The organism is Desulfoluna spongiiphila (assembly GCF_900101345.1).
Lineage (GTDB): Bacteria > Desulfobacterota > Desulfobacteria > Desulfobacterales > Desulfolunaceae > Desulfoluna > Desulfoluna spongiiphila.
The window spans coordinates 347,711-370,489 of the sequence record NZ_FMUX01000003.1; the positions used below are offsets into that span (position 1 = coordinate 347,711).

Genomic DNA, 22,779 nt, shown 5'->3' on the forward strand with positions numbered 1-22,779 from the left:
ACGGGCTCTTCCGTCTGCCCATTTCCAAAACACAGCAGCAAAACACATGTTACTCAACCAACCCGCTCCGGTGCGCCCCCCCGCACCGGAGCCCCCCCCTTTTTTTCGCCAGACACACGACAACCTTTGCAAGATGGGCCCCCCGGCCCGTTTCCATTTCATCCTAAAAGTGGTACAACGTCCCTGCTTCACAGGTTACCCGGCCATCGGCAGGATGGGCCGGAACACGTCACCGTCGACCGCGCCTCGCAAGACCATCACCTGTTACACGGAAGCTGAACCGCAAAAAAACTCTCCACGTACGCGACGATTTGCGAGGCCACCAGAAAATAAGGCGACCAATCATGAACGATCGGATACACAATTTCAGTGCCGGCCCCTCGGCCCTCCCCACCGCCGTGATGCAAGAGATGCAGGAGGACCTGCTGAGTTACCGGGGCAGCGGCATGTCTGTGATGGAAATGAGCCACCGGGGTGATCTTTTTATGGGGATCATCGACGAGGCACGCACGCGCATCAAGCGCCTGTACGGCCTGTCCGATGCCTACGAGGTTCTTTTTGTTCACGGAGGCGCAAGCCTGCAGTTTGCCATGGTCCCCATGAACTTCATCGGTGAGGGGCAGACCGCCGAGTATATTGAAACCGGCACCTGGTCCACCAAGGCCATCGCCGAGGCCCGCATCCAGAACAAAGGGGTTCGGGTGGCCGCCAGCTCCGGGGACCAGGACTTCACCTGTATCCCTGAGGTCAAAGGCCTCTCCGCCGAGGCCCCCTTTGTCCACATCACCACCAACAACACCGTCCGCGGCACCCAGTGGCACGACCTGCCCGACACCGGCGGGGTGCCCCTCATCGCGGACATGTCCTCGGACATCCTGAGCCGCCCCCTGGACACCCGGCCCTTCGGCATGATCTACGGCGGCGCCCAGAAAAACATGGGGCCTTCGGGAACGGCGGTGGTGATCCTTCGCAAAGACATGGTGGAAAAGATTCCCCACAACCTGCCCACCATGCTCTCCTACCGCACCTATGTGGAGAAGGAGTCCATGTTCAACACCCCGGCCACCTTCCCCATCTATGCCATCTCCCTGGTGACCAAATGGCTGGAAGAGACCGTGGGAGGCCTTGCCGCCATGGAGGCCGTGAACACACGCAAGGCAGAAGCCCTCTACGCCCTCATGGACGAAGACGACTTCTACTGCGGCACGGCGGCAAAAGAGAGCCGCTCGTTGATGAACGCCACCTTCCGCCTCCGAAACCGCGAGCTGGAGCCGCTGTTCATTGAAAAAAGCCTTGAGTGCGGCCTGGCCGGTCTCAAAGGGCACAAATCCGTGGGCGGTATCCGCGCCTCCATCTACAACGCCGTCTCCGAGGCCTCGGTAGAAGCCCTGTGCACCTTCATGGATGACTTCAGGCGAACAAACCGCTGAGCAAAATCCCAAGGGCCTGCGCAAAAACAAAACAGACAAAAAAGCAATGCCTCCGGCGGCAAGGTGTGCCACCTTGAAAGCAGGTAGCGGCATCTTTCGTTAAAACAGCGCATTTATCCTGTGCGCGAGTCCCGAAGGGACCGCCCCTGCCCGGCCCGTGGAGAAAACCCGTTGCAATGAAAGAGAGATCACAGCATTATAGTATGACTGACAAGGCCTTTGATTCGTGGAAACAAAAGGTGCCCCTGCTCACAGGCAGCGCCTTTCAAAAGGTGGAAAAAGCGGTGAACCGGAGGAGAAGCCTCGCCTCCGTTTTTCCCGCCGAAAAAAACGTCTACCGGGCCCTTGCCCTTACGCCCTTTGACCAGGTGAAGGTGGTGATCCTCGGACAGGATCCCTACCACGGCAGCGGCCAGGCCGACGGACTGGCCTTTTCGGTGCCCGAGGGCATCAAGACCCCGCCGTCCCTGCGCAACATCTTCAAAGAGGTGGCGCGGGATACCGGGCGCCCCTGCGAAGATGCCGCAACCGACCTGTCACGCTGGGCGCTCCAGGGGGTCCTTCTCCTCAACGCGGTGCTCACCGTGGAGGAGGGACAGGCCGCTTCCCATACAAAGCTGGGCTGGCAGCAGATCACCGACGGCCTCGTGCACGCCTTGAGCCAGGGCCGGTCCGACCTCGTCTTCATGCTCTGGGGAGGCTATGCCCGGGGCAAAAAAGACCTGATCGACGCGGATAAACACCGAATCCTCGAAGCCCCACACCCCTCGCCCCTGTCGGCACACCGGGGGTTTATGGGCTGCGGGCATTTTACCGAGGCCAACCGCTTCCTTGAATCAAAGGGAAAAATCCCCATTTGCTGGTAAACGAACCCGCAACCTGCGTTCAAGGTGGCCGGAGGCTTTTTTTAGAGCTGACCAATTACATCGTTTTATTCATTCATGCATCAGGACGCCTTAACGATGCAGACATATCATTACCCACCCTTCGACCTTAGGAGAACAACACCATGCAGGACCTTACCGCAGTATTCAAGACATCCAAAGGCGACATCCGCCTTACCCTCTTTGCCGATCAGACCCCCTACACCGTGGCCAACTTCACCAACCTCGCCAAGCGCGGGTTCTACAACGGCCTGAGTTTTCACCGCGTCATCAACGACTTCATGGTACAGGGCGGCTGCCCCCTGGGCACCGGCACCGGCGGCCCCGGCTACCGCTTTGACGATGAGTTCGTCAACAGCCTCCGCCACGAGCGCCCCGGCATCCTCTCCATGGCCAACGCCGGCCCCGGCACCAACGGCAGCCAGTTCTTCATCACCCACGTCCCCACCCCCTGGCTGGACGGCAAGCACTCCGTCTTCGGAAGCGTTGTAAGCCAGGCCGACATGGACGTGGTCAACAGCATCGTCATGGGCGATGAGATCACCTCCGTCACCATCGAAGGGGACACCGACGCCCTCTTTGAAAAATGCGCGGACAAGCTCGCCGAGTGGAACAATGTCCTGGACAAAGAGTTCCCCGCCAAAGCATAGCATCATCGAATAAAGCCTCCGGCAGCCCTGCCGGGGGCCAACCTCTTGAAAATCCGACAAACAGGCCTTAAAGACATATTTTTTCAGTTAACGCCTGCACACATACGACTGTGATTTGACCCGAGGAACGAGGGACAAAGCGCATTCGTCACCAGCTTTCAAGGTGGCACACCTTGCCGCCGGAGGCCGTTTTTTAAGAACTGAATAGTTTTTCATACCAGGACCACTCCCCATGCAGATTCTTCTTCTCTCCGACATCCACGGCCACACCGAACATCTCGTCAAACTCCAAGACGCCATTGAGAAGGCGGACCTCGTCTGCCTCTGCGGGGACTTGACGAGCTTCCAGGGCCCGGCCGCCGCGTTGCGCGTGGTTGAGGCCGTCAAAAAGCCCCTGGATCAAATCGTTGCGGTGTCCGGAAACTGCGATGAAAAAGCGGTGGAGGAGAGCCTGACAAGAAAAGGGGTGGGGATCCATGGAAGGGTTCGGCAGATGGGCGGGGTATCGCTCCTGGGGCTGGGGGGATCCCTCATCACCCCCTTTGGCACCCCCAACGAGTACAGGGAAGAGGAGCTGGCATCCGTGCTGGAGCGTGCCATGGAAGAGACTCCGGCAACGCCTCCCCTGGTGCTTGTCTCCCACCAGCCGCCATGGGAGTCCTGTGCCGACCTCCTGGCCTCGGGGGTTCATGCGGGAAGCCGCGCCGTGGCAGAGTTCATCGACACCCACCGGCCCGTGGCCTGCCTCACCGGGCACATCCACGAATCCTGCGGCATCGAAAAACAAAACGGCACCCTCATCGTCAACCCGGGCGCCCTGGCCCAGGGCCGGTATGCACGGGTCGTTGTGACGAAAAAGGGCGCCGAAGCGGAGCTTGGCACCCTTTAAAACCTACAGCAACTTGAGGGTGTATCCCAGCTGCAGCCCGGCATCGGGGCTGTTGTCGAAGAAGAAGAGATTCTCGATGATTCCGAACTCCAGCACGCCCGGCCCCACGATCTTTTTAAAACCCATGGTCAGCTCCACCACCGGCTCGTCAAGTTCCGGGTAATCCGCCACGGCCGAGGCGTGGTTGAGGCTGACGACCCAGGAAAAGGTCTCGCTGGGCATGTACTCAAGGCTGTTCATGGTGGAGAACCGGAAACGTTCCAGGTCCAGGTTGTCATCCCCGTCCCGGGTATAGACGGTCCCGCCCACGCCGTGATAACCGGACACAGCGCCCCACTGCCAGCTCCAGATTCCCTGGAGGGTCAGGTCGGTACCGCTGTTCTCCTGGCTGTCATAGATACGGGAGGTGGGAAGCTTCACGATGGCACGCGCCGTCAGCATCGGCCACTGGGAAACCAGCATGGAAGCCGAAAGCTGCACGTCCCCGGTGATGACCCGGTTCAACTCATCGCTCTTGTCGTGGGCCACGTCGTTTCGGTCCACGGTAATGTAGTGGCTGGAGTCCCGGGACCAGTCATCCCGGTTGTGCTGCCCCACCCCCACCATGGAGTGGAACCCCTCGATAAACCCGTCTAAAACACCGCCCCCCTGGATGGCCACGGGAATCTCAAACCCCAGGGTCACCCGATCGCCGACCCGGTAGAGAACGGAAGGAACAAACGCCAGGGTTTCCACGTCAAAAAGAAAGCTTCCGTGCTTCAATTCATCGGTATCGTCAAAGTCGACCCAGTCAACGGACCGGTCCGACTCCACATGGTACACCCAGGTGTTGAGCCAGCGAACATCCATGCCCAGCTCCACCCGTCCCGGCATGGAATCGGTGAACGGGCTGGCAAAGGCGGGGACCGTCCTGAAAAACTCACCGGCCCCCAGGGCGGGTATGCGGAAAGGCCCCAGTCCGGCCGAGGCAGAGGAAGGAAACAACACCTGACAAGCAAACAACAAAGGTAACACAAACAACAACACCCAACGGCAACGCATCAAACACCTCATACCAACTTGAATATCCCAGGGCTCGGGCAATGAATCAGAATACACATGAACTCAGCAGGCCGCCTCAGCGGTGATGCCTGCCAACAGACCATGACGGCAGTCATCCCTTTACCTTATCGACAGATGCGCATTTTTTTTTACCGGAACCCTTATCTCCCCCCCCGGAGCATCCTTATACGCACCCCTCCTTAGCACAGCATCCGATGAAAAAACACAGGCAAGTAGGAGCGCGTTCTTATAGATAGAAACATTTTCATTGCGGCAGCCGCTTTTTTTTGGTTATATTCGGTCGTCATCAAACCCAACGCTGAACGTCGACAAACCCAAGGCCGACTGATTTCAGGCGGGTCCATCCTTGAACACCGCTCTTTTTCCAAGGGGAGATTTAAAAAACAATGAAACGCCTTACCATCTTCATATTGGCCCTTGCGGGCCTCCTTATGCTCACGACCGCTCCGGCCCTGGCCAAAAAACCTGTCATTGTCGGCATCTCAAAAATCGTGGCCCATCCGGCCCTGGACGCCCTTGAAAAAGGGGTCATGGACGGCATCACCGAAGACTACCCGCGAGCCATCTTCGACCTGCAGAACGCCAACGGCGAGATCTCCACCGCCGCCTCCATCGCCCAGAAGTTCAAGGCGGAAAAGGTGGACATCTCCGTGGGCATCGCCACCCCCACGGCCCAGGCACTTGTAAACACCATCAAAAACCGCCCGGTAATCTACTGCGCCGTCACCGACCCCGTGGACGCCGGCCTCATCGGCTCCTTTGACCGGGGTGAAAAAAACATCGCCGGGGTCTCGGACATGACCCCCGTCAAAGAACAGATCAAATTCCTGGCCAGCGTTAAAAACATCAAGAGCCTGGGCCACATCTACTCCAGCAGCGAAGTCAACGCCGTGCGCCTGGCCGAGCTGGCCGAAGAGGCGTGCCGGGAGCTGGGCATCGCCTTTGTCCCGGCCACCGTCAGCAACTCCGCCGAAGTGAAACAGGCCATCCAGACCATCATCCGGCGCGTGGACGGCATCTACATCAGCAACGACAACACCGTGGTCTCGGCCCTGTCCGCCATCACAGACGTGGCCGCCAAACACAACAAACCCGTCATGAGCGCCGACCCCAGCTCCGCCGAAACCATCCCGGTCCTTGCCGCCTGGGGCTTTGACTACTACAAAATGGGCCGCCGCACCGGCCGCCTCGTGGCCGAGATCCTCTCCGGGACCAAGCCGGAAACCGTCCCCACCATCTTCATGACAGACCCCTCGGACATCGACCTCCTCTTAAACCTCGATGTCGCCGAATCCCTGGGTCTCTCCTTTCCCGAAGAGGCCGTTAAAAACGCAGCCACCCTTGTGAAAAATGGCAAGATCATCAAACAATAAGTTGGATAGGCGAAATGATTGAAGGTATTTTTGTAGAGGGCCTGATCTACGGGATCATGGCCCTCGGTGTTTTTTTCACGTTTCGGATCCTGGATTTTCCGGATTTGACGGTGGACGGTTCTTTTCCCCTGGGAGCCGTCATCATGGCCATGGCCATCCAGAAAGGGATCTGCCTGTCCGCGGGGATCCTCCTCGCCTTTTCAGGAGGAATTGCCGCCGGAGCGGTGACGGCCGTCATCCACAACAAGCTGAAGGTCCCCCACCTCCTGGCCGGGATCCTCACCATGACCATGCTCTACTCCGTGAACATCCGCATCCTGGGCAACCGGGCCAACCTGCCCCTCATGCGGAAGGAGACCCTCCTGACCAAGGCCACGGCCTTCACCCACGGCACCCTCTCGGAGACCTGGACCCTGCTCCTCTTTTTTGTCCTGGTGGTGCTGGTCATCAAGGTCCTCATGGACCTCTTTTTCCACACGGACATGGGCCTCACCTTCGGGGCCATGGGGGGCAACACCCAGATGGTGATCTCCCAAGGGGTGAACCCGGCCACCTACAAAGTCATCGGCGTGGGCCTGTCCAACGGGCTGGTGGCCCTGTCCGGGGCCTTTGCCGCCCAGTACCAGGGTTTTGCCGACGTCAATCTGGGACAGGGAATCGTGGTCTCGGGTCTTGCCTCGGTGATGCTCGGGGAGTTTCTCATCCGTTCCAACCGCATCTCCATGCTCACCCTGAGGGTGGTCATTGGCGCCATCTTCTACAAGGCCATCATGTTCCTGGGAAGGTATTACGGCTACACCATCCACCTGACCCCCAACGACCTGAAACTTGTCTCCGGCATCCTCATCATCGGCGCCCTTGTGGTCACCCAGATGAAAAAGCCCGCAAAGGGGGCCAAATGATCGCCATAGAAAACACCACCCTGACCTTCAACCCAGGAACACCCAACGAAAACCGGGTCTTCGAAAACTTCAACCTCACGGTCAACAAAGGGGATTTTGTCACCATCATCGGCAGCAACGGGGCCGGAAAAAGCACCCTGTTCAACCTCCTGGCCGGTACCGTGACCCCCGACTCCGGCCGCATTGCCTTAAACGGCAGGGATGTCACCAAGGCTCCTGAGTACACGCGGGCCAAAACCATCGGCCGCATCTTCCAGGACCCTCTGGCCGGCACCGCCTCCAACATGACCCTGGAAGACAACATGATGGTCTGCCTCAAAAAAGGGTTCAAGGGGCTCCGCATCGGACTCAACCGGGCACGTCGGCAGTTTTTCAGGGAACAGCTCCGCTTCCTCGACATGGGCCTTGAGGACCGGTTGAAAGACAACGTGGGACTTCTCTCGGGCGGGCAGCGCCAGGCCCTGACCCTGCTCATGATGGTCCTCTCCCGCCCCGACCTGGTCCTTTTGGATGAGCACACCGCTGCCCTGGACCCCCGCAACGCGGAAATCGTCCTTTCACTCACCACCCACTTTGTGAAAGAATACGACCTCACCACCATGATGGTTACCCACAACATGCAGCAGGCCATCAACCTGGGCAACCGACTCCTCATGATGGACGCAGGGGAGGTGGTCCTGGACATCGGCGGCGAGGAGAAGAAAAACCTCACCGTGGAAAAACTGGTGGCCATGTTCTCAGACATCCGAAACAAAAAATTCACCAGCGACGAAGCCCTTTTGTCCCGTTAACCGCACAACCGGAGCCCACACATGAACCCACTCGGACGCACCCTCCTGACCCTTGCCGCCCTGATCTTGTTCACCCTGCCCGCCCACGCCTTCGACGGGGCCGAGTACCTGCTGGGAAGCGACGACGGCGGGCGCACCCACAAGCTGGCCCTGGGGGTGCGGATCCACGACCAGATCAAAGCCATCCCGGAGCTCCCCCATGACCAGGGAGACCTGAGCTGGCTCCTCGCCTATGAGTTCCACTCCAACATCGCCTACTGGCAGCTCGGCCTGGGCTACACCCCGGAGAGCAACACCGACAGAGACGCCGAGGTCCTTACCCCCCAGATCAACCTGATCTTTAAAGACAGCATCTACCGCCTGGGCCTGGGGGCCCTTACAAGCTACGTGGACGAAGACGGGGAAACCGACTGGACCGACGTGTACTGGCAGGCCATTGTCGGCATCGAACTCCCCTTGGGCTCCCGCGCCTCCCTCGGCCTCTACGGCTGCTACGTCTTCAACAAATGGGAGGACATCACCGACTCCGGCGACAACGGCCTCGCAGGCAACCTGCTTCTCTCCTGGGGATTTTAACCCTCACCACAAAGGGAACCCCAAAAAGCCAAACGCAAGTTTCCGGCGGCGAGGTGTGCCACCTCGAAAGCAAATTGCACAGGCCATTTACCCTTCGTTCCCCAGGGCAAATGGCCTGTGCGTTTTCGACAAGCATCGAATTTTACCTCCGTGCTTTCCATGATCACTGTAGGGGATGAACATCCCCTTCCGTCACCAGTCCCCGCCCCTTTCCTGACCTAAGTCAATGACAACACACCCCACTGTGCTAAAACGCAAACAAACTGCCTTCTATGGTTAAAGTTGGGTAGAAAAAGCTTGCCTCCGGGGGCATAGGCTGAATTGTTAGGAATCAGCAACGGATTCCGACTATACCGAAACCGTGCTCAAGGCCTGTTTGTTAAACTTTTTAAACGTTTAGCCCCCGGCAGGGCCGCCGGAGGCATCGCGTTTGTATTTTTGTTTTTGTGCCGTCCTTAAACAGAGCGAGCGTGTCGCCATCCCGACAGACCGCTCAGCCGAAGATGTGATATAAGCCCTCAGTGTATCACCGCCTGCACCGGTGAAGGCCGCGCCACAAAAAACCGTTCAACCCGAGGTAACAAGACCCATGTTCAGCCGCATCTCCCCCCGTCGTATGTCCCAGCTCTTTTTTATTTCACTTACCCTCTTTATCGGATGGCGCTTTGCCCTCTGGGCCACGGCCCTTGAACAGGGCAGGCTCCCCTCCGTCACCCGTCCGCCCTCGGTGGATGCCTTTCTCCCCTTGAGCGGCCTGATGAACCTCAAGTACACCCTGGGCACAGGGACCATCCACGGGGCCCATCCCGCGGCCCTGCTCCTCTTCCTTGCCGTCTGCGCCTCGGCCCTTCTTGTAAAGAAAGGATTCTGCAGCTTTGTCTGCCCGGTGGGTTTTGCGGGTGAGATGGCAGGACGGCTTGGAAACATGGCAAAGCTTGCCCGCCCCCTGCCCAGGTTCCTCGACATCCCCTTGCGGGGCATCAAGTACATGCTCCTTGGCTTTTTCCTCTGGAACATCCTTGTCAACATGCCGGTACCGGCCATCCGGGGATTTCTCTCCAACAGCTACAACCTCACCGCAGACATTCGCATGTTCCGCTTTTTTACCGAGCCCTCCACGGGTTCGCTGATCACCCTGGGCCTGCTCCTGGGGCTGCCCGTGCTGATTAAAAACGGCTGGTGCCGCTACCTCTGCCCCTACGGGGCCCTGCTCGGCCTCCTCAGTTTTTTCAGCATCCTGAAAATCCACCGAAACGACCAGGCCTGCACCCACTGCGGCCGCTGCGCCAAGGCCTGCCCCTCATCCCTTGCCGTGGACAAAAAAAGGACCATGGTCTCCGACGAATGCACCGGCTGCCTCACCTGCGTGGAAAGCTGCCCGGAAAAAGAAGCCCTGCGCCTCTCCACCTCACCCACGGGCGCCGCCTGGTCGCCCAGGACCGTGGCCCTTCTCATGGTAATGCTCTTCCTCCTCACCGCCGGTGCAGGCCGACTCTCCGGCAACTGGAAAAGCCACACATCGAATCGAACGATCATGATGGAGGTCATGAAAATGAAAAAAATGATGCCTCCGGCGGCAAGGTGAGCCACCTTGAAAGCTTGTTGCCATACCTTTTGATGCCGATTTAACGACTCTACAAGAACCTTTCCCCTCAGCCCCTTGCAACCGAAAAGTTTTGCTGCTTGTCGCAGTGGTGGCTTTTTCAAAAAACGCCGTCCCTAAGGCATACTGAATACCAAAGCGACCGAGCTAACGCTGACGTTGAGCACAGGCACAGCCCGTCAGGGAATGTGATGAGCCTGAGGAACGAAGGCGAAAGAGCATTCCCAAACCTGGGGTCAAGGGGCTCAGCCCCTTGCCGCCGGAGGCATGCTTTTTGTTTTTATATGAAAAATAATGGCATCAGGAGAGGGGGCCGGAGTGTCGGCTGGCGTTGCCGATGAACCCTTTGATGCTGTTTTGGATGTAGAACAGTTCCCGAAGCCGCAAGGGGCCTTCCATGTCGAGGAAGGGCAGGACCAGGGGATCGTTCTCAAGGATGGATTTCAGGACATTGAGCTCCAGGTCAAGGCCCACCTGCCCCCGGCTGATCTCCGAGGTCACGATGGATTCCCACAACCGAAGCTGCTCCCTGTGCTGCCAGAGCACCCGTTCTCCGAACTCGAAGCTGCCGAAATGACCGTAACAGAGTCGCTCCGGTTTGAGTTCCATGAGGGTCTCCAGGCTTTGCATGGAGATGTCGAAATAAAAAGGCGGGGGGGTGGAGGGACGCATGTAGGAGATCCCCAGGACACCGGGGAAACAGGCTCCGGCGGCTTCTCCGGTAAACAGGTACCGGTCCGTCTGGTAACTCACGTGGTGGGAGGCGTGCCCCGGTGTGGGGACGGGCATCACCGAGTTGGACATGAAGGTCTCTGCGGGCAGGAGCCTGCTTTCGGAGACAGGCCGCACCGGCCCGTACTGCGCGGCCGTGTCCCCGAGGACCTTGGCCGTGCTGAGCTCCAGATGATGGGGGTTGACCAGGTGGGGAATACCCCGACTGTGGCAGACCACCTGGGTTTCTGGAAAAAAGACGGCCAGGTCCCCCGCGGCCCCGGCGTGGTCGATATGCACATGGGTAAGAAGGATGTAGTCCAGTCGGCTGACGCCAAGGGATTCCAGGGCTTTGACCAGGGCACCGGCCGTCACCGACGGGCCGGTGTCCACCAGGAAGGTGACGTCGCCCACATAGATCCATGAGGAGAGAAAGCTCTCGTACCCGGCAATGGGAGGGTTAAACCCCACCATAAAGAGATCATCCGCCACTTTGTACAGAATATGTTCCATGGGCTCTCACAAGGTTTGACGGTCCCTTAACAGCTCTTCCAGGTGACTGAGGAGACGTTTTGCTGCCAGGTCCTCGCGGTCGGCACCTTGCAGGCTTGCCCGGAATATGGTGATGGCGGTGAGGCGGTCTTCCGGGGTTCGGATCAACTCCGGCAGGGTGCTGATGGCCAGGTCCCGGTTAAAGTTCAGCAGCTGCACCTGTTCGCCCACCACGCGCTTTGCTTCCCGCTTGGTCATGTCCTGAAGGTGCTTGCGCCCCTTCATCAACGCCTTCAAGGTGATCAGCTCCTGCTTGTCCACCGTCTGTTTCACGCGTCCAAGGGCCACGAGGCCGCGCATGAGCCCTTGAAAAAAGCCACCCTCCACCATCCGGGAAATCCAGTGATCACCGCGGGACCCGGCTTCGAGGTCACCGCACCCCACATCAAGGGGAATATCCGGAATATCCAAGGCTTCCTGAAAGATAAAATGGGCCATGGGGTTGTCGTACATACCGTAAAAAAGCAGCTCGCAGGCACTGTCCCGGAGGTCCCGGTACCCGTTGAGGAGGGCGGCCACGGTATCGGAATACGCGTGTTCCACTTTACGCAAGGTGTTGTCTTCCGGGGCCTCCATGCGGTTTGCCCGCACATAAGGGGCCCAGGCGCTGGCGGCACGGGTCACGGGGTTCATGCCGGACACGGCATACAACCGCTGCCTCAAGGGGGAGCTCTCCCGTATCACCGTGGCCGTCACCTCCGTGCCCCAGGGTTTCATCATGGGGCTCAGGCTTGTCTCGTAAAATTCGGCGATCATCTCCGAGGCTTTGCGCACATGTTCAAAGGGCCGGGCATTGTAATCGCTTCCCTCCCCCCGTAGCTGCGAGAGGTCCCGCACTTCAAAGCGGGCTTCCCCGTCGTCTTTGAGAATCATCTGATAAAGCCCGGGGGCTAGGCGTTTGGCCAGGTCCACGCAATCGATGAGTTCCTTGTGCTCCCGCTCCACCACCTTGCGTGAGACAAAGATCCCCAGGTGACCGACCTCTTCATGGAGGAGGTAAACGATCACCTGATTGCGTTTCTTGATCTCTGATACCGACCCCCAGACCCGCTCGATCCATCCCAGGGCCTGCTCCGGGGGCGTGATATTGTCTCCCCTGGAGGCAAACAGGATCACCGGGTCCTTGAGTTTTCGGAGGTCCACGATCTCACCGCTGCCCCCTTCCACCTGCCCCTCTTCCAGGCGGTTGCCCACAAAAAGATCCCTCACCACGAACTGGATCTCCTCTTTGGTCATGAACACGAACCCGTTCCACCACCGCTCAAAAAAGATGTAGCGGTCCCGTTCTTTGTCCACCGATCGCCAGAGGTTGTAATCCTTCATCCAGAGGCTGTTGGCCGGATTAAGGTCTTCAAAACCCCAGACCAGCTGGGCTCCGTCGAACAAGCCGTTGCCCAGGTCCGCGGAGAGGGAGGCCAGCCAAACACCACCGAAGAGCCCCCCGCGATACCGCATGGGGTTCTGGGTGTCGCGTCCCGCCCAGTAGGAGAGGGGCGAGCCGTTGAGGATCAGGGGCCCGGTGATATCGGGACGATCTGCGGCAATGAGGGCGGCGGCCCATCCCCCCTGGCAGTTGCCGATAATGGAGGGGCGCTCCGCTTCGGGGTGAAACATCCGGATCACCTTGAGAAATTCGATATGAGCCTTGAACACATGGGCCAGGGTCTGGCCCCGCACCGGTTCCTGGGTAAAGATCAAAAAGTAGACGGGATGGTTTTTCCGCATGGCCATGCCCACCTCCGACTCCTTGCGGAACCCCCCGATGCCGGGGCCGTGACCGGCCCTGGGGTCGATGATCACCACGGGCCGGGCGTCGGGAGGAATCTCCTGCCCCTCCTCCGGGGTGATGCGGGCCAAGGAATAATTCACGGGGTTGTCCAGGTCACGGCCGTTAAAGATCACCTCATAGTCAAAATGGAGCACCGGAGGCAGCCCTTTGCGGTTCTCCTCAATGAAATTGTCTCCCTGCTCCCGTTTGGTATCAAGGAAAAGGGTCATGCGCTGTCCGAAATCAATCTGGTACTCAAGGACTTCATTCATAAAGGCCGCCCCGTGCATACACATGGACATATAGGCGGTAAAGGGGTTTTCCATGGGTTCCTCCCCTGAAAAAACGGATTGTTTATGTGTTGGGATTGCACATGTCGCAGTGACGCCGAAGGCGTGGAAGGGCAACACATCACCGGCCGCCGAGGGCGATGGGAAAACAGGAGATCTCGCGGAATTCACAGGTTGTCCACAAGGATGGCTGCACAGGGCCCGAATGGCGCCCCTGAAAGCGCCCGATGGGTGCCGCCCCTGCCCTGTGATCAGCCTTTCAGGTCCCTCAGGAGTTTTTCTCAGAGGGCCGGGCAATCATCACCGAGCAGTTGGCCTTGTGGGCTATCCGCTTTGCGATGCTGCCGAAAATAACCAGCCCCATGCCGGAAAGACCGTAGGACCCCACCACAACGAGATCGCAGCCCGACTCGTCCAGATGGTTGAGGATCTCCGTGGAGACATGACCGTCCAGGACCACGTAACGCACCTTCACGTCCCCGGGAACCATGGAGGTATAGTGCTTTTGAAGCTTCTCTTCCACCTGGAGGACGAGGTTGCTGTCCACGGAATCGTCGAAGGTCACCGAGGTGAACACGGGGTTGTCGAAGTCCGTCACCACGGGGTTCACCGGAGGCGGCACCACGTGGATCACTTCAAGGACCGCATCAAATTTTTTGGCAAGGGTTCCGGCGGTGCGGACCGCCACATCGGCATTTTTGGAAAAATCGGTGCAACAGGCAATGGTCTGGAAGGTCATGGTCCCTCCTTCATGTCGGCACGGCGGACCGAAGGGATTCGGTGTGAACCGGCATCGTTGATGAGGTGTAGAGGATGGGAATCATTATAAAGAAGTTGGGAGGGCAAATCAATGTGTATCACCCCCCGGGGTGGCATCGCCCTCCAGGAGAAGCCGAAACCCCACGTCGTCGGCCGCAAAGCGTGACGATGCCACGGGCCGGAGGATCAGGCCTGCGTCATGGGTGGCATCGGCCCAGCCGCCCCCAACAATCAAGCCAGGTGCACCGCCTTTTCCGGGCTCGTCCAGCCACTCCCAGACATTGCCCACCATGTTCACCAGGGCATTGTCATCGGTACCGGCGGGCCTTGGGCCGCACCGGTCACACGGCGGGCCCCCCTGCCTCCACGCCCCGCAGGGGTACCCCTCATAATCCACGCAGTTGTTTCCGGAAAGACAAGGGGTTTCCGGCCCCGAAAGGGCAAGGGCCCGCTGCCACTCCACGAAGGTGGGCAGCCGAAACCGGCCCAGGCCCATGGTGTTCATGCGGGCAACGAAGGTATCGATCTCATGGCGGGTGACGCTCTCCACAGGGCAGCCCTCCCCGCAGGCGATGAACCATGCCGGGTTGTATCCCATCACGGTACGCCACTGGGCCTGGGTCACCTCGCTGGCCTGGATGTAAACCGGTTCGTTTCCCTCTCCCGGGATACGGACAAAAACCATGCCCGGCATCACGGCAACCGTTGCCTCAGGTTCCCCTGCAACCTGGACCCGGGCACGGCGTGCAAGGGCCGCAAGCCGGACTTCCGAGGAGAGCTCCCCGTCCATGTCCCCTTGTGAAAAAAGAACCCTGCCGGAACCAAGGTCCACCACTTCCAGAAAAAAAGCGCCCTTGTCACCTGTGTCGGCCCACCGCCCGCGCGCCCCCAGATCGGCCTCAAACACCTCCCCCACAAAGGACAGGCAGGAGGTGATGGAGGCCGCCTCCTCGCCGCAGAGGCCAAGGGCCGCGGTTACCCCGTCCCCTTCAAAGAGCCGGAATCCTGGGGCAAGATGCAGCAAAAGCGTCTCCTGAAAAAACGAGGCCTCTGCTTCGGGACGGCCGGGGGCATCAAAGGGAAACACCACAAGCCCCTGCCCGAAGGCCACCGGGCAGAAGAGAAGGCACAATAGAAAAGGGATCAAACGGACCATCGTCATCGTACCCTCCCGGTACGCAATGCATCATGAATCCGACAGGTGTCCTTAGAACAGAGTAAGAAGCGCCTTGCCAAAGGCATCGGCCACAAAAAAAAGGGGGGGGAGGAAAAAAGCATCATGGGCAGGCCCCGGGGCGCTGCCGGCGCTGTGCTCGTGTGTGCACGTCACGCAATAGAAGAAGACAAGAAGAAGCGTTAAGCAGATACGCTGCGAACAGGTACCAAAAACGGAAAGGAACGATCGCCCTGCACATCGACAGATACAACCAAGGGGGATCAGCAGACAATAAAGCAGGATAGCATTACTCTTATTATGACTCAGCGATGCAAAATGTCAACACATGGTATCCTGCCGCTGGCTCCCTTTCGTGGTCCTGTTCCGGTTGCCTCCGGCAGGGCCGTCGGAGGCAAACATGGGCTGAATCGTAACCTTTTTTCGTTCCCCGTGCCGATAACCGGTGGTATAGTTAGGGGCATACCTCATCAAAGCAAGACGCAAAACCCCTCTGCCCCTTGAGCTTGTCAACCGTTACCCCGACAACCCGCGAGGCTCCCATGGCCCTCATCCCCCCTTACACCCCCCCGGACTTTTCCGTGGAGCCCCTGGCCTCCGCCCCGGTGGTCACCACAGAAAAAGCGCCTGCCGACGGCGTGGCCCCGGAAGGATTCCACGCCACCAGCAACCATCCGGAGTACGTCCATATCGCCCCGGGAACCTGGGTCCTTCTTAGCAAAAACCGAATGGACACGGTGATTCGGCTGGAGGAAAATCGGGTCGAGGCCGTTGAGGCGCGGCGGCTTACAAAAGGGGATCTGGTGGTGGTGGGCCGGGGTGAAGAGGGAGAAAAAGGCGTCTATATCCATACCGACGGGTTCGCCCAAGGGGAGGGGCCTGCGAAAAAATTCGCCTTCATGACCCGGGGAAGCAGGGAGACCCCCTTCTCGCGAAGCTACGATCACCTCTACGATATCCTTCGCCACGAAAAAACCAACGGCTTTATCTCCTGGGTCCTGGGGCCCGCCGTGGCCTTTGACAAAGACAGCCGAAACGCCATGGCCGGCATCATCCGGGAGGGGTATTGCCATGCCCTCATGGCCGGAAACGCCCTGGCCACCCACGACATGGAGGCAGGGGTTTACGGCACGGGCCTGGGCCAAGACATCTACACGCGGGAGCTCAAGCCCCTGGGCCACTACCACCACCTGGACTTATTAAACAAGGTGCGCCGTGCAGGGTCCATTCCCAAGGCCCTTGCCAGCCTGAACATCACAGACGGTATCATGCATGCCTGCGAAACCTGCGGGGTGCCCTACGTCCTGGCCGGGTCCATCCGGGATGACGGCCCCCTGCCCGAGGTGGAGACCCACACCAGCCGGGCCCAGGACCGCATGCGCGTGTTTGCCGCACAGGCCACCTGTGTCATCACCCTGGCCACCCAGCTCCACACCATCGCCTTCGGCAACATGACCCCGTCCTACCGGGTCCTTGGCGACGGCACGGTGCGCCCCGTCTTTTTCTATGTGGTGGACATCAGCGAATTTTCCGCCGACAAGCTTGCCAACCGGGGGTCTGCCCAGTCCACGGCCATCCTCACCAACGTGCAGGATTTTATGATCAACCTTGCAAACAACCTGATCCCATGAACCAGACCATCCGCATCATCGGCGTTCCCATCGACCTCGGCCAGCCCCGGCGCGGGGTCAACATGGGCCCCGACGCCATCCGCTACGCCGGCCTTGCCGAGCACCTCGCCCGGCTGGGGTACCACGTGGAAGACCAGGGCAACATCCATGTGCCGGTGCGGGACACCGTACCTGAGGTGCAGATGGTCACCGAGATTGCCCGGACCTCATCGGCCTGCTACGCCCAGGCCCGGCAGGCCAGGGCCGACGGGACCATTCCCATCTTCCTGGGCGGAGATCACACCATTGCCGTGGGATCCGTGGGCGGCGTCACCCACGACACCCCCTGCGGGGTAATCTGGATCGACGCCCACGCAGACTTCAACACCCCGGCCATCTCGCCTTCGGGAAATGTCCACGGCATGAGCCTCTCCATCCTCCTTGGCAACGGCCACGAGGCCCTCGTCAACTGCGGCCGAACCGGGGCAAAAATCGATGCGAGCCACGTCGTGCTGGTGGGCATCCGGGATCTCGACCCCCTGGAAAAAGAGGTCCTCACCCGGTCCGGTATCACCACCTTCACCATGCGGGATATCGATGAAATGGGCATGAGCCGTGTGGCCCGGGAGGCTGTGTCCCAGCTCAGCCACCTCGGCCGCCTCCACGTGAGCCTCGACATGGACAGCCTGGAACCGGCAGGCGCCCCGGGGGTCGGCACCCCGGTCCCGGGCGGGCTCACCTACCGGGAAGCCCACCTGCTCATGGAAATCCTGGCTGACTCCCACCTTTTGAGCTCCATGGACATCGTGGAGATCAACCCCATCATGGACACCTCCAACCAGACGGCCACCCTCGCCGTCAAACTCGCCGTCTCCCTCTTCGGCAAACGCATCCTGTAAGCTATACGTGTACATGTGTTGTTTGCGACACGTTATCTCTTGCGTCGATAGTGGGTTTGCACCATGGCCTCCAGATGGACATCCGTCCGCACATGCTTAAAAGCCATAGCCATAGGAAGGTCACCGAACAGAGGGGTTCCGCCCCCGAGCAACACGGGAACCGTGGTAAGCACCATCTCATCGATGAGATCGTCTTTCAGGAACTCCTGGACGGTCTTGCCGCCGTCGATATAAAGGGTCCGATGCCCCGTGCGATGCAGGGCCTCTACAATCTCCGAAGGGGACCCGCCGATCAGTTCGGCCTTCCCCTCGAACCCGTGGGGCAACGACGGCAGAGAGTGGCTCAGGACATAAACGGGCTTGCTGTACGGCCAGTCGCACTCAAAACCGCAAACCGCCTCAAAGGTCTTGCGCCCCATGACGATGGCGTCGATGCGGTCCATAAAGTCCGCCCACCCGAAATCAAGGTTGTCCGGGTTGGGCACAGACTGAAGCCAGTCCAGCCCGCCGTCTCTGTCCGCAATATAGCCGTCCAGGCTGATTCCTAAGTACACAATGGTTGACATGATTGCCTCCGATAACACGTGAATGGTTGCCGGCTGCGCCCAGCCTGAAACCGGGGGCACCGGGTCGTATAAAGATGAATACAGGGGACTTGCTCTGGTGACGTGGTGTCTGAGTAGACAAGGCAGGTGGGGGGGGGCAGAAACGACCATAGAAAAACACTAAAGAATACGGGACTCTGCATGCCAGCCCCTGGCTGGCCAGGGACCCTGTTTTCTGAAAAATCCTGTTTGGAAACCGTTTCAAAAGGTTGGCCCCCGGCAGGGCCGCCGGAGGCAATGCAAGAGCCTTTTTTTTTAAATCATTTTTTACACGCCGCTGGCGTTTAAGCGGTCCGTCCCTTCGTCGAGCCCTCCGACAAGTTCCCCGCTGTGCTCCTCAAGGCCTCTGCTATCCTCTCTGGCTACGGCATCCCCTGAAAAATTCATCAGGACCATCCCTGAAAATTTCTCCTGGTTGTAGAATTCAACCCTGTAGAGCATGCCCGCCTTGTCCACGGAAAAGCGCCGCTGGATGTTGTGCTGGGAGATGGGGATTCCGGATTCGTTCTGGACATTCTTTTGCGTAAAGCCAATGACGTTGACCCTCAGGCCCGAGATCGGATGGACCTTGAACACATCCCGCACAGGGACGATGTCCCCGAAGTTCACCTGCCTGCTCACCCCGTCCACGGTCATCTCCACGGAATCAATGGAGGTGTCGTACTCAAAATACTCCGGGTGCAGCCAGGTGACCCGCCTGTTCCCGTAATAAATCCGATACCCCTTGCCGGTGTCGATGGCCGCCATAAGGGGGTTGCTCGGCGAGAACTCCATGGGATCCTCTTTTTTCAAGGGGATGTACCGCAGGTTGTTCCGTGCATTTTTAACGTCAAGGACAATGCGCTTGTCGTTCAGGGCAAAACTCACGTTGTCGTTGATGGCGTGTTTCACACCGCTGGAGGTCAGCTCAAAGCGCCTTTCGAAGGTGATATCGAGATCTTTGAGAAAGGACTCGATGGCGCGTATGTGGTAGTACGCCCGCTCATGGGTGGGCAGGGACTTGCTGGCCTCGATGCCGAAGGCGGGTTTGTTGTTCAAGATGGTAAAGTAGGTCAGGGTCTTTGCCATCTCAACATTGCCCTCACGCGTTCGGGTGTTCATGAAGGAGTAGGTGTGGGAAGGGTCGAGAAGGGCGTTGTTGACCTCTTTTACCGTGCGGGTCGCCAGCTCCGCCAGGTTGCCGAACCGAACGCCGGAAAGGGCCCCCTGGTCCGCGATGATGCACTGCCCCCAGCGGTTGGGGTTGCGCAGCTTGTCGACATAGGTGTCACGGTAAAACCCGCTCCCGTCGTGCAGGTTCAGGACCAGGTCCACCTCGTCGTTTAAGATAAGGTCTTTTATCTTTAAAATGGTTTCGTATTCCGGGTCGCTTTTCTTTATGTCGGCAAATTTCCGGTTCAGGTCCCCGTACACCCCCCTGGAGCGCTTGATGATGCTGAGAAAATTAAGGTTGGGAACAACCCAGACATTCCCGGACGTGATCTTGTAGTGGGTGGTGATAATGGAGGCCGCGTTGAATCCCCCGGGCTCGTCCCCCTGGATGCCCCCCACGATGAGAACCGTATTGCCCGGGACGCCGGACGTCATCTTGTGAACGGAAAAATCCAGAGACGACGCACAGGCCACCGACGTTGACAGGATTGCAAAAGCAGATAGCACGATGAATCTCAGCATGGTTACAACTTTACCTTGATATGCCATGGTTCAAAACGGACCCCGAGAAAGTTCCCTTTGCTGTACCGGAGTTTGATGTAGCCCAGGTCTTCGAGTTTTTTGTAAATGGGGGTATCTGTAAACTTTTCGGTAAAGTTCGACACCCCGAAGCCGACCTGGCCGACGTCAAAATCACCGACGCCGTGGAAGGAGTAGCCCGGCGGGGCCAGGGAACGCGATGCCAGGGAGAGATTGCCGTCGTTGCTGTGCGCTTTGTTCAAAAAGAGCATGAACTGCTTGGTGACGCTTCGCAGGCCCGAGGTGAGGATGACGTTCTCGCCGATGTCTTTTTTGATTTTCTTGTACATCTCAAGGGGAAGCCCCTTGTAAAGGTAGTTTCCCGTGTAGGGAATCTTGATGGCCTTGGGCTCATCGATGGTATCGGTAAGATTTTTCAAGGGCTTGTCACCCATAAACCCGTAGAGAAGGCTGTCCTCGTAAAAAATCATCTCCAAAAAGGCCAGCTCTTCCTTGGTAAACGGCCCCACGCTGCTGTAGGCCTTGCCTGTTTTTATGGCGGCGTCGAAGCTCAACAGCGCAAAGTGCCCGTGTCCCACGATGCGTTGAATGCGTTTCAGGCGACTCAAGGAACTTTTAAGGATCAGTTTCTGGTCTGCACCGAGGAAGATGTCTTCGGTGTGCTTTTCATCAAAATTCTCAATCTTATTCAGGTAATCCTTGATGTACCGATCATCGATGGGTTGCACCTCATCTTTGAACACAGACATCCACGCAGCATGAACCGGAGACGGAATCATCGACCCAAGGGTACCTGCGGCAGCAAGCCTTAAAAAATCTCTTCTGTTCATAATCACCAGAAAAATAAAACGTTAATATAACTGTCGAGTTGCCATGTCGTTGCCCCCCTCACAGCCTGAATCGACAGTGTATAATTGCGTATCAACCTACCATAACACGTCACCCGGATCAAACCTGTGGAGAGAAAATGCAGTCACAATTTACGGCCGTATACAATGCTCAATTTAAAAAAATAGGCCGGAGTCCCACACCGTGATTCCCCTTCAGTTTTTCCCGCTCACACACGGATCCTTCTTTTCCGTTTCGGGCAAGGCCCCTGCCCCGGGAAGCAGGTCCTCCTGTCTTCCCCCTGTCATAAACCTGTGATATGACCCTTCTGAGATAGAAGCCCGGGGCCGCATTTCCGATGCCCGGAGGGCTCTCCTTTCGCCCAGTGCCCGATACAACCACATGATTTACAACACCTTAAGCACCACCAGGGAGTCACGATATGAATCGCACCGGACACGCCGTTTACCCCCTGCTCCTTGCAGCGCTTCTCCTTTTCACCTCGGCATGTGCCACAAAGCAGTCCTCGCCACCCGCCCGGCCTGCCAACGCCCCCCGCCCTTACAAAGTCCTGGGCAAATGGTACCAGCCCCTGGCCACGTCCGAGGGCTACGATGAGGTGGGCATTGCCTCCTGGTACGGCCCCAAATTTCACGGCAAGCCCACGGCAAGCGGTGAAACCTATGACATGCACGCCATGACCGCCGCCCACAAGACCCTTCCCCTGGGAACCCGTGTCAGGGTGAAACACCTGGGGAACGGCAAAGAGGTGACCCTTAAAATAAACGATCGAGGCCCCTTCGTGGGCAAACGCATCATCGACCTCTCCAACAAGGCGGCCCATGCCATCGGCATGGTGGGCACCGGCACGGCCAAGGTGCGTGTCACGGCCCTCAAGGGCCCGAAAACAGCTGCGACCACCCTCACCCGGGGAGATTTCGGGGTCCAGGTCGGGGCCTTCGGCGACCGGAGCAATGCGGAAAGCTACGCAGCCAGGCTTTCCGACCGGTATGCCAACCTTCCCGTAAAAGCCGTCCAGGGCTCCGACGGGCTCAACCGGGTGGTGGTGGGACGCCTCCTCAACCGGGAAGCCGCCGTGGACCTGAAGCTCCGATTAATGGAAGACGGCTTCACCCACGCTTTTATCCTCTCCCTATAGGACGGACTCATGCCCATCACCACTGTGTTCATCGACCGCGACGGAGTCATCAACCGGGACTCTCCCGATTACATAAAAACCGTCGACGAATTCCATTTCCTGCCCGACAGCCCGGAAGCCTTTGCTCTCCTGAAGGCCCGGGGACTCTCGGCCATGGTCATCACCAACCAGTCCATCATCGGACGGGGATGGGTGACCCCGGAGACCCTGTCCGCCATCTTCAAAAAGATGACTAAAGGCATCGAAAAGGCCGGGGGCTCGGTGGACGACATCTTCTTCTGCCCCCACACCCCGGACGACGGCTGCCCCTGCCGGAAGCCCAAGCCCGGCCTCATCATGGAGGCGTGCCGGACCCACGACATCAACCCGACCACCTCGGTGATGATCGGGGACAGTGCCAAGGACGTCCTCTGCGGCAAAGCCGCCGGGTGCGCCGCCACCGTGCTGGTGCGCAGCGGCAACGCGGAGAAAGCCCTGGCCGACCTCGCCGCCGCAGGCCAGCATCCCGACCATGTGGCTGATACCCTCTTTGACGCGGTTCGCTGGGTCATCGACACCCTGATCTCCTAGCA

21 protein-coding genes are annotated in these 22,779 nt (G+C 58.8%); 13 read left to right on the forward strand and 8 right to left on the reverse strand.

The window, feature by feature from the left end:
- Positions 1 to 344 precede the first annotated feature (344 nt).
- From serC to BLQ12_RS06720, 4 genes are all read left to right on the forward strand, one after another.
- Positions 345 to 1,430 (forward strand): 3-phosphoserine/phosphohydroxythreonine transaminase, encoded by a 1,086-nt coding sequence (gene serC / locus BLQ12_RS06705; protein WP_175469554.1) that lies wholly within the window; start codon positions 345 to 347, stop codon positions 1,428 to 1,430.
- Between the two features lie 203 nt (positions 1,431 to 1,633).
- Complete coding sequence (gene ung / locus BLQ12_RS06710; RefSeq protein WP_092209535.1) at positions 1,634 to 2,296, forward strand: uracil-DNA glycosylase; 663 nt, start codon at positions 1,634 to 1,636, stop codon at positions 2,294 to 2,296.
- 143 nt (positions 2,297 to 2,439) lie between these two features.
- Complete coding sequence (locus BLQ12_RS06715) at positions 2,440 to 2,964, forward strand: peptidylprolyl isomerase (protein ID WP_092209537.1); 525 nt, start codon at positions 2,440 to 2,442, stop codon at positions 2,962 to 2,964.
- Between the two features lie 232 nt (positions 2,965 to 3,196).
- Positions 3,197 to 3,853: a metallophosphoesterase family protein gene (locus BLQ12_RS06720; RefSeq protein ID WP_092209539.1), complete on the forward strand. Its 657-nt coding sequence runs from the start codon at positions 3,197 to 3,199 to the stop codon at positions 3,851 to 3,853.
- 3 nt (positions 3,854 to 3,856) lie between these two features.
- On the opposite strand, the gene BLQ12_RS06725 is transcribed toward BLQ12_RS06720, so the two are convergent.
- Complete coding sequence (locus BLQ12_RS06725; protein ID WP_175469555.1) at positions 3,857 to 4,840, reverse strand: DUF3187 family protein; 984 nt, start codon at positions 4,838 to 4,840, stop codon at positions 3,857 to 3,859.
- A 461-nt stretch (positions 4,841 to 5,301) separates the two neighbouring features.
- Here BLQ12_RS06725 and BLQ12_RS06730 point away from each other — a divergent pair, with 461 nt between their 5' ends.
- The 5 genes from BLQ12_RS06730 to BLQ12_RS06750 all read left to right on the forward strand — a co-directional run bounded on the left by BLQ12_RS06730 (position 5,302) and on the right by BLQ12_RS06750 (position 10,142).
- On the forward strand, positions 5,302 to 6,288 hold the full coding sequence (locus tag BLQ12_RS06730; RefSeq protein WP_092209543.1) for an ABC transporter substrate-binding protein: 987 nt from the start codon (positions 5,302 to 5,304) through the stop codon (positions 6,286 to 6,288).
- Positions 6,289 to 6,302: 14 nt separating this feature from the next.
- Positions 6,303 to 7,190 carry an ABC transporter permease gene (locus tag BLQ12_RS06735; RefSeq protein ID WP_092209545.1) on the forward strand — a complete coding sequence of 296 codons (888 nt, stop codon included), beginning with the start codon at positions 6,303 to 6,305 and terminating at the stop codon, positions 7,188 to 7,190.
- Positions 7,187 to 7,981 carry an ABC transporter ATP-binding protein gene (locus tag BLQ12_RS06740; protein WP_092209547.1) on the forward strand — a complete coding sequence of 265 codons (795 nt, stop codon included), beginning with the start codon at positions 7,187 to 7,189 and terminating at the stop codon, positions 7,979 to 7,981. Before BLQ12_RS06735 ends, BLQ12_RS06740 begins: the two co-directional genes overlap by 4 nt.
- A 21-nt stretch (positions 7,982 to 8,002) precedes the next feature.
- On the forward strand, positions 8,003 to 8,557 hold the full coding sequence (locus BLQ12_RS06745) for a hypothetical protein (protein ID WP_092209549.1): 555 nt from the start codon (positions 8,003 to 8,005) through the stop codon (positions 8,555 to 8,557).
- Positions 8,558 to 9,146: 589 nt separating this feature from the next.
- Positions 9,147 to 10,142 (forward strand): 4Fe-4S binding protein, encoded by a 996-nt coding sequence (locus BLQ12_RS06750; RefSeq protein WP_092209551.1) that lies wholly within the window; start codon positions 9,147 to 9,149, stop codon positions 10,140 to 10,142.
- A gap of 318 nt (positions 10,143 to 10,460) precedes the next feature.
- Here the strand turns inward: BLQ12_RS06750 and BLQ12_RS06755 are convergent, their stop codons facing one another.
- From BLQ12_RS06755 to BLQ12_RS06770, 4 genes are all read right to left on the reverse strand, one after another.
- The gene (locus BLQ12_RS06755; protein ID WP_092209553.1) at positions 10,461 to 11,384 is read right to left on the reverse strand and encodes an MBL fold metallo-hydrolase; all 924 of its coding nucleotides are present in this window, start codon (positions 11,382 to 11,384) and stop codon (positions 10,461 to 10,463) included.
- Between the two features lie 6 nt (positions 11,385 to 11,390).
- Positions 11,391 to 13,517: a DUF3141 domain-containing protein gene (locus tag BLQ12_RS06760; RefSeq protein ID WP_092209555.1), complete on the reverse strand. Its 2,127-nt coding sequence runs from the start codon at positions 13,515 to 13,517 to the stop codon at positions 11,391 to 11,393.
- Positions 13,518 to 13,749: 232 nt separating this feature from the next.
- Positions 13,750 to 14,220 (reverse strand): universal stress protein, encoded by a 471-nt coding sequence (locus BLQ12_RS06765; protein ID WP_092209557.1) that lies wholly within the window; start codon positions 14,218 to 14,220, stop codon positions 13,750 to 13,752.
- A 108-nt stretch (positions 14,221 to 14,328) separates the two neighbouring features.
- Positions 14,329 to 15,402 carry a formylglycine-generating enzyme family protein gene (locus tag BLQ12_RS06770; protein ID WP_092209559.1) on the reverse strand — a complete coding sequence of 358 codons (1,074 nt, stop codon included), beginning with the start codon at positions 15,400 to 15,402 and terminating at the stop codon, positions 14,329 to 14,331.
- A 554-nt stretch (positions 15,403 to 15,956) separates the two neighbouring features.
- Here BLQ12_RS06770 and BLQ12_RS06775 point away from each other — a divergent pair.
- Entirely contained in the window at positions 15,957 to 17,045 is a 1,089-nt protein-coding gene (locus BLQ12_RS06775) for a putative NPN-dependent ornithine cyclodeaminase (RefSeq protein ID WP_092209561.1), read from the forward strand.
- On the forward strand, positions 17,042 to 17,923 hold the full coding sequence (gene rocF, locus BLQ12_RS06780) for an arginase (protein WP_092209563.1): 882 nt from the start codon (positions 17,042 to 17,044) through the stop codon (positions 17,921 to 17,923). The genes BLQ12_RS06775 and rocF overlap by 4 nt, the downstream gene beginning before the upstream one ends.
- 32 nt (positions 17,924 to 17,955) lie before the next feature.
- Here rocF and BLQ12_RS06785 read toward each other — a convergent pair whose 3' ends face one another.
- The 3 genes from BLQ12_RS06785 to BLQ12_RS06795 all read right to left on the reverse strand — a co-directional run bounded on the left by BLQ12_RS06785 (position 17,956) and on the right by BLQ12_RS06795 (position 21,050).
- Positions 17,956 to 18,489 (reverse strand): dihydrofolate reductase family protein, encoded by a 534-nt coding sequence (locus BLQ12_RS06785; RefSeq protein ID WP_092209565.1) that lies wholly within the window; start codon positions 18,487 to 18,489, stop codon positions 17,956 to 17,958.
- 306 nt (positions 18,490 to 18,795) lie between these two features.
- Positions 18,796 to 20,202, reverse strand: a complete 1,407-nt coding sequence (locus BLQ12_RS06790; RefSeq protein WP_092209567.1) for a M14 family metallopeptidase — start codon at positions 20,200 to 20,202, stop codon at positions 18,796 to 18,798.
- 2 nt (positions 20,203 to 20,204) lie between these two features.
- Entirely contained in the window at positions 20,205 to 21,050 is an 846-nt protein-coding gene (locus BLQ12_RS06795; RefSeq protein ID WP_092209569.1) for a M15 family metallopeptidase, read from the reverse strand.
- 440 nt (positions 21,051 to 21,490) lie between these two features.
- On the opposite strand from BLQ12_RS06795, the gene BLQ12_RS06800 reads away from it, so the two are divergent.
- Positions 21,491 to 22,207: a septal ring lytic transglycosylase RlpA family protein gene (locus BLQ12_RS06800; protein WP_092209571.1), complete on the forward strand. Its 717-nt coding sequence runs from the start codon at positions 21,491 to 21,493 to the stop codon at positions 22,205 to 22,207.
- 9 nt (positions 22,208 to 22,216) lie between these two features.
- Positions 22,217 to 22,777: a D-glycero-beta-D-manno-heptose 1,7-bisphosphate 7-phosphatase gene (gene gmhB / locus BLQ12_RS06805; protein ID WP_092209573.1), complete on the forward strand. Its 561-nt coding sequence runs from the start codon at positions 22,217 to 22,219 to the stop codon at positions 22,775 to 22,777.
- Positions 22,778 to 22,779: the final 2 nt, after the last annotated feature.

Coding starts and splice junctions, on each gene's coding strand:
- serC (WP_175469554.1), top strand. CDS start 345: ATGAACGATCGGATACACAATTTCAGTGCCGGCCCCTCGGCCCTCCCC.
- ung (WP_092209535.1), top strand. CDS start 1,634: ATGACTGACAAGGCCTTTGATTCGTGGAAACAAAAGGTGCCCCTGCTC.
- BLQ12_RS06715 (WP_092209537.1), top strand. CDS start 2,440: ATGCAGGACCTTACCGCAGTATTCAAGACATCCAAAGGCGACATCCGC.
- BLQ12_RS06720 (WP_092209539.1), top strand. CDS start 3,197: ATGCAGATTCTTCTTCTCTCCGACATCCACGGCCACACCGAACATCTC.
- BLQ12_RS06730 (WP_092209543.1), top strand. CDS start 5,302: ATGAAACGCCTTACCATCTTCATATTGGCCCTTGCGGGCCTCCTTATG.
- BLQ12_RS06735 (WP_092209545.1), top strand. CDS start 6,303: ATGATTGAAGGTATTTTTGTAGAGGGCCTGATCTACGGGATCATGGCC.
- BLQ12_RS06740 (WP_092209547.1), top strand. CDS start 7,187: ATGATCGCCATAGAAAACACCACCCTGACCTTCAACCCAGGAACACCC.
- BLQ12_RS06745 (WP_092209549.1), top strand. CDS start 8,003: ATGAACCCACTCGGACGCACCCTCCTGACCCTTGCCGCCCTGATCTTG.
- BLQ12_RS06750 (WP_092209551.1), top strand. CDS start 9,147: ATGTTCAGCCGCATCTCCCCCCGTCGTATGTCCCAGCTCTTTTTTATT.
- BLQ12_RS06755 (WP_092209553.1), bottom strand. CDS start 11,384: ATGGAACATATTCTGTACAAAGTGGCGGATGATCTCTTTATGGTGGGG.
- BLQ12_RS06760 (WP_092209555.1), bottom strand. CDS start 13,517: ATGGAAAACCCCTTTACCGCCTATATGTCCATGTGTATGCACGGGGCG.
- BLQ12_RS06765 (WP_092209557.1), bottom strand. CDS start 14,220: ATGACCTTCCAGACCATTGCCTGTTGCACCGATTTTTCCAAAAATGCC.
- BLQ12_RS06770 (WP_092209559.1), bottom strand. CDS start 15,402: ATGACGATGGTCCGTTTGATCCCTTTTCTATTGTGCCTTCTCTTCTGC.
- BLQ12_RS06775 (WP_092209561.1), top strand. CDS start 15,957: ATGGCCCTCATCCCCCCTTACACCCCCCCGGACTTTTCCGTGGAGCCC.
- rocF (WP_092209563.1), top strand. CDS start 17,042: ATGAACCAGACCATCCGCATCATCGGCGTTCCCATCGACCTCGGCCAG.
- BLQ12_RS06785 (WP_092209565.1), bottom strand. CDS start 18,489: ATGTCAACCATTGTGTACTTAGGAATCAGCCTGGACGGCTATATTGCG.
- BLQ12_RS06790 (WP_092209567.1), bottom strand. CDS start 20,202: ATGCTGAGATTCATCGTGCTATCTGCTTTTGCAATCCTGTCAACGTCG.
- BLQ12_RS06795 (WP_092209569.1), bottom strand. CDS start 21,050: ATGAACAGAAGAGATTTTTTAAGGCTTGCTGCCGCAGGTACCCTTGGG.
- BLQ12_RS06800 (WP_092209571.1), top strand. CDS start 21,491: ATGAATCGCACCGGACACGCCGTTTACCCCCTGCTCCTTGCAGCGCTT.
- gmhB (WP_092209573.1), top strand. CDS start 22,217: ATGCCCATCACCACTGTGTTCATCGACCGCGACGGAGTCATCAACCGG.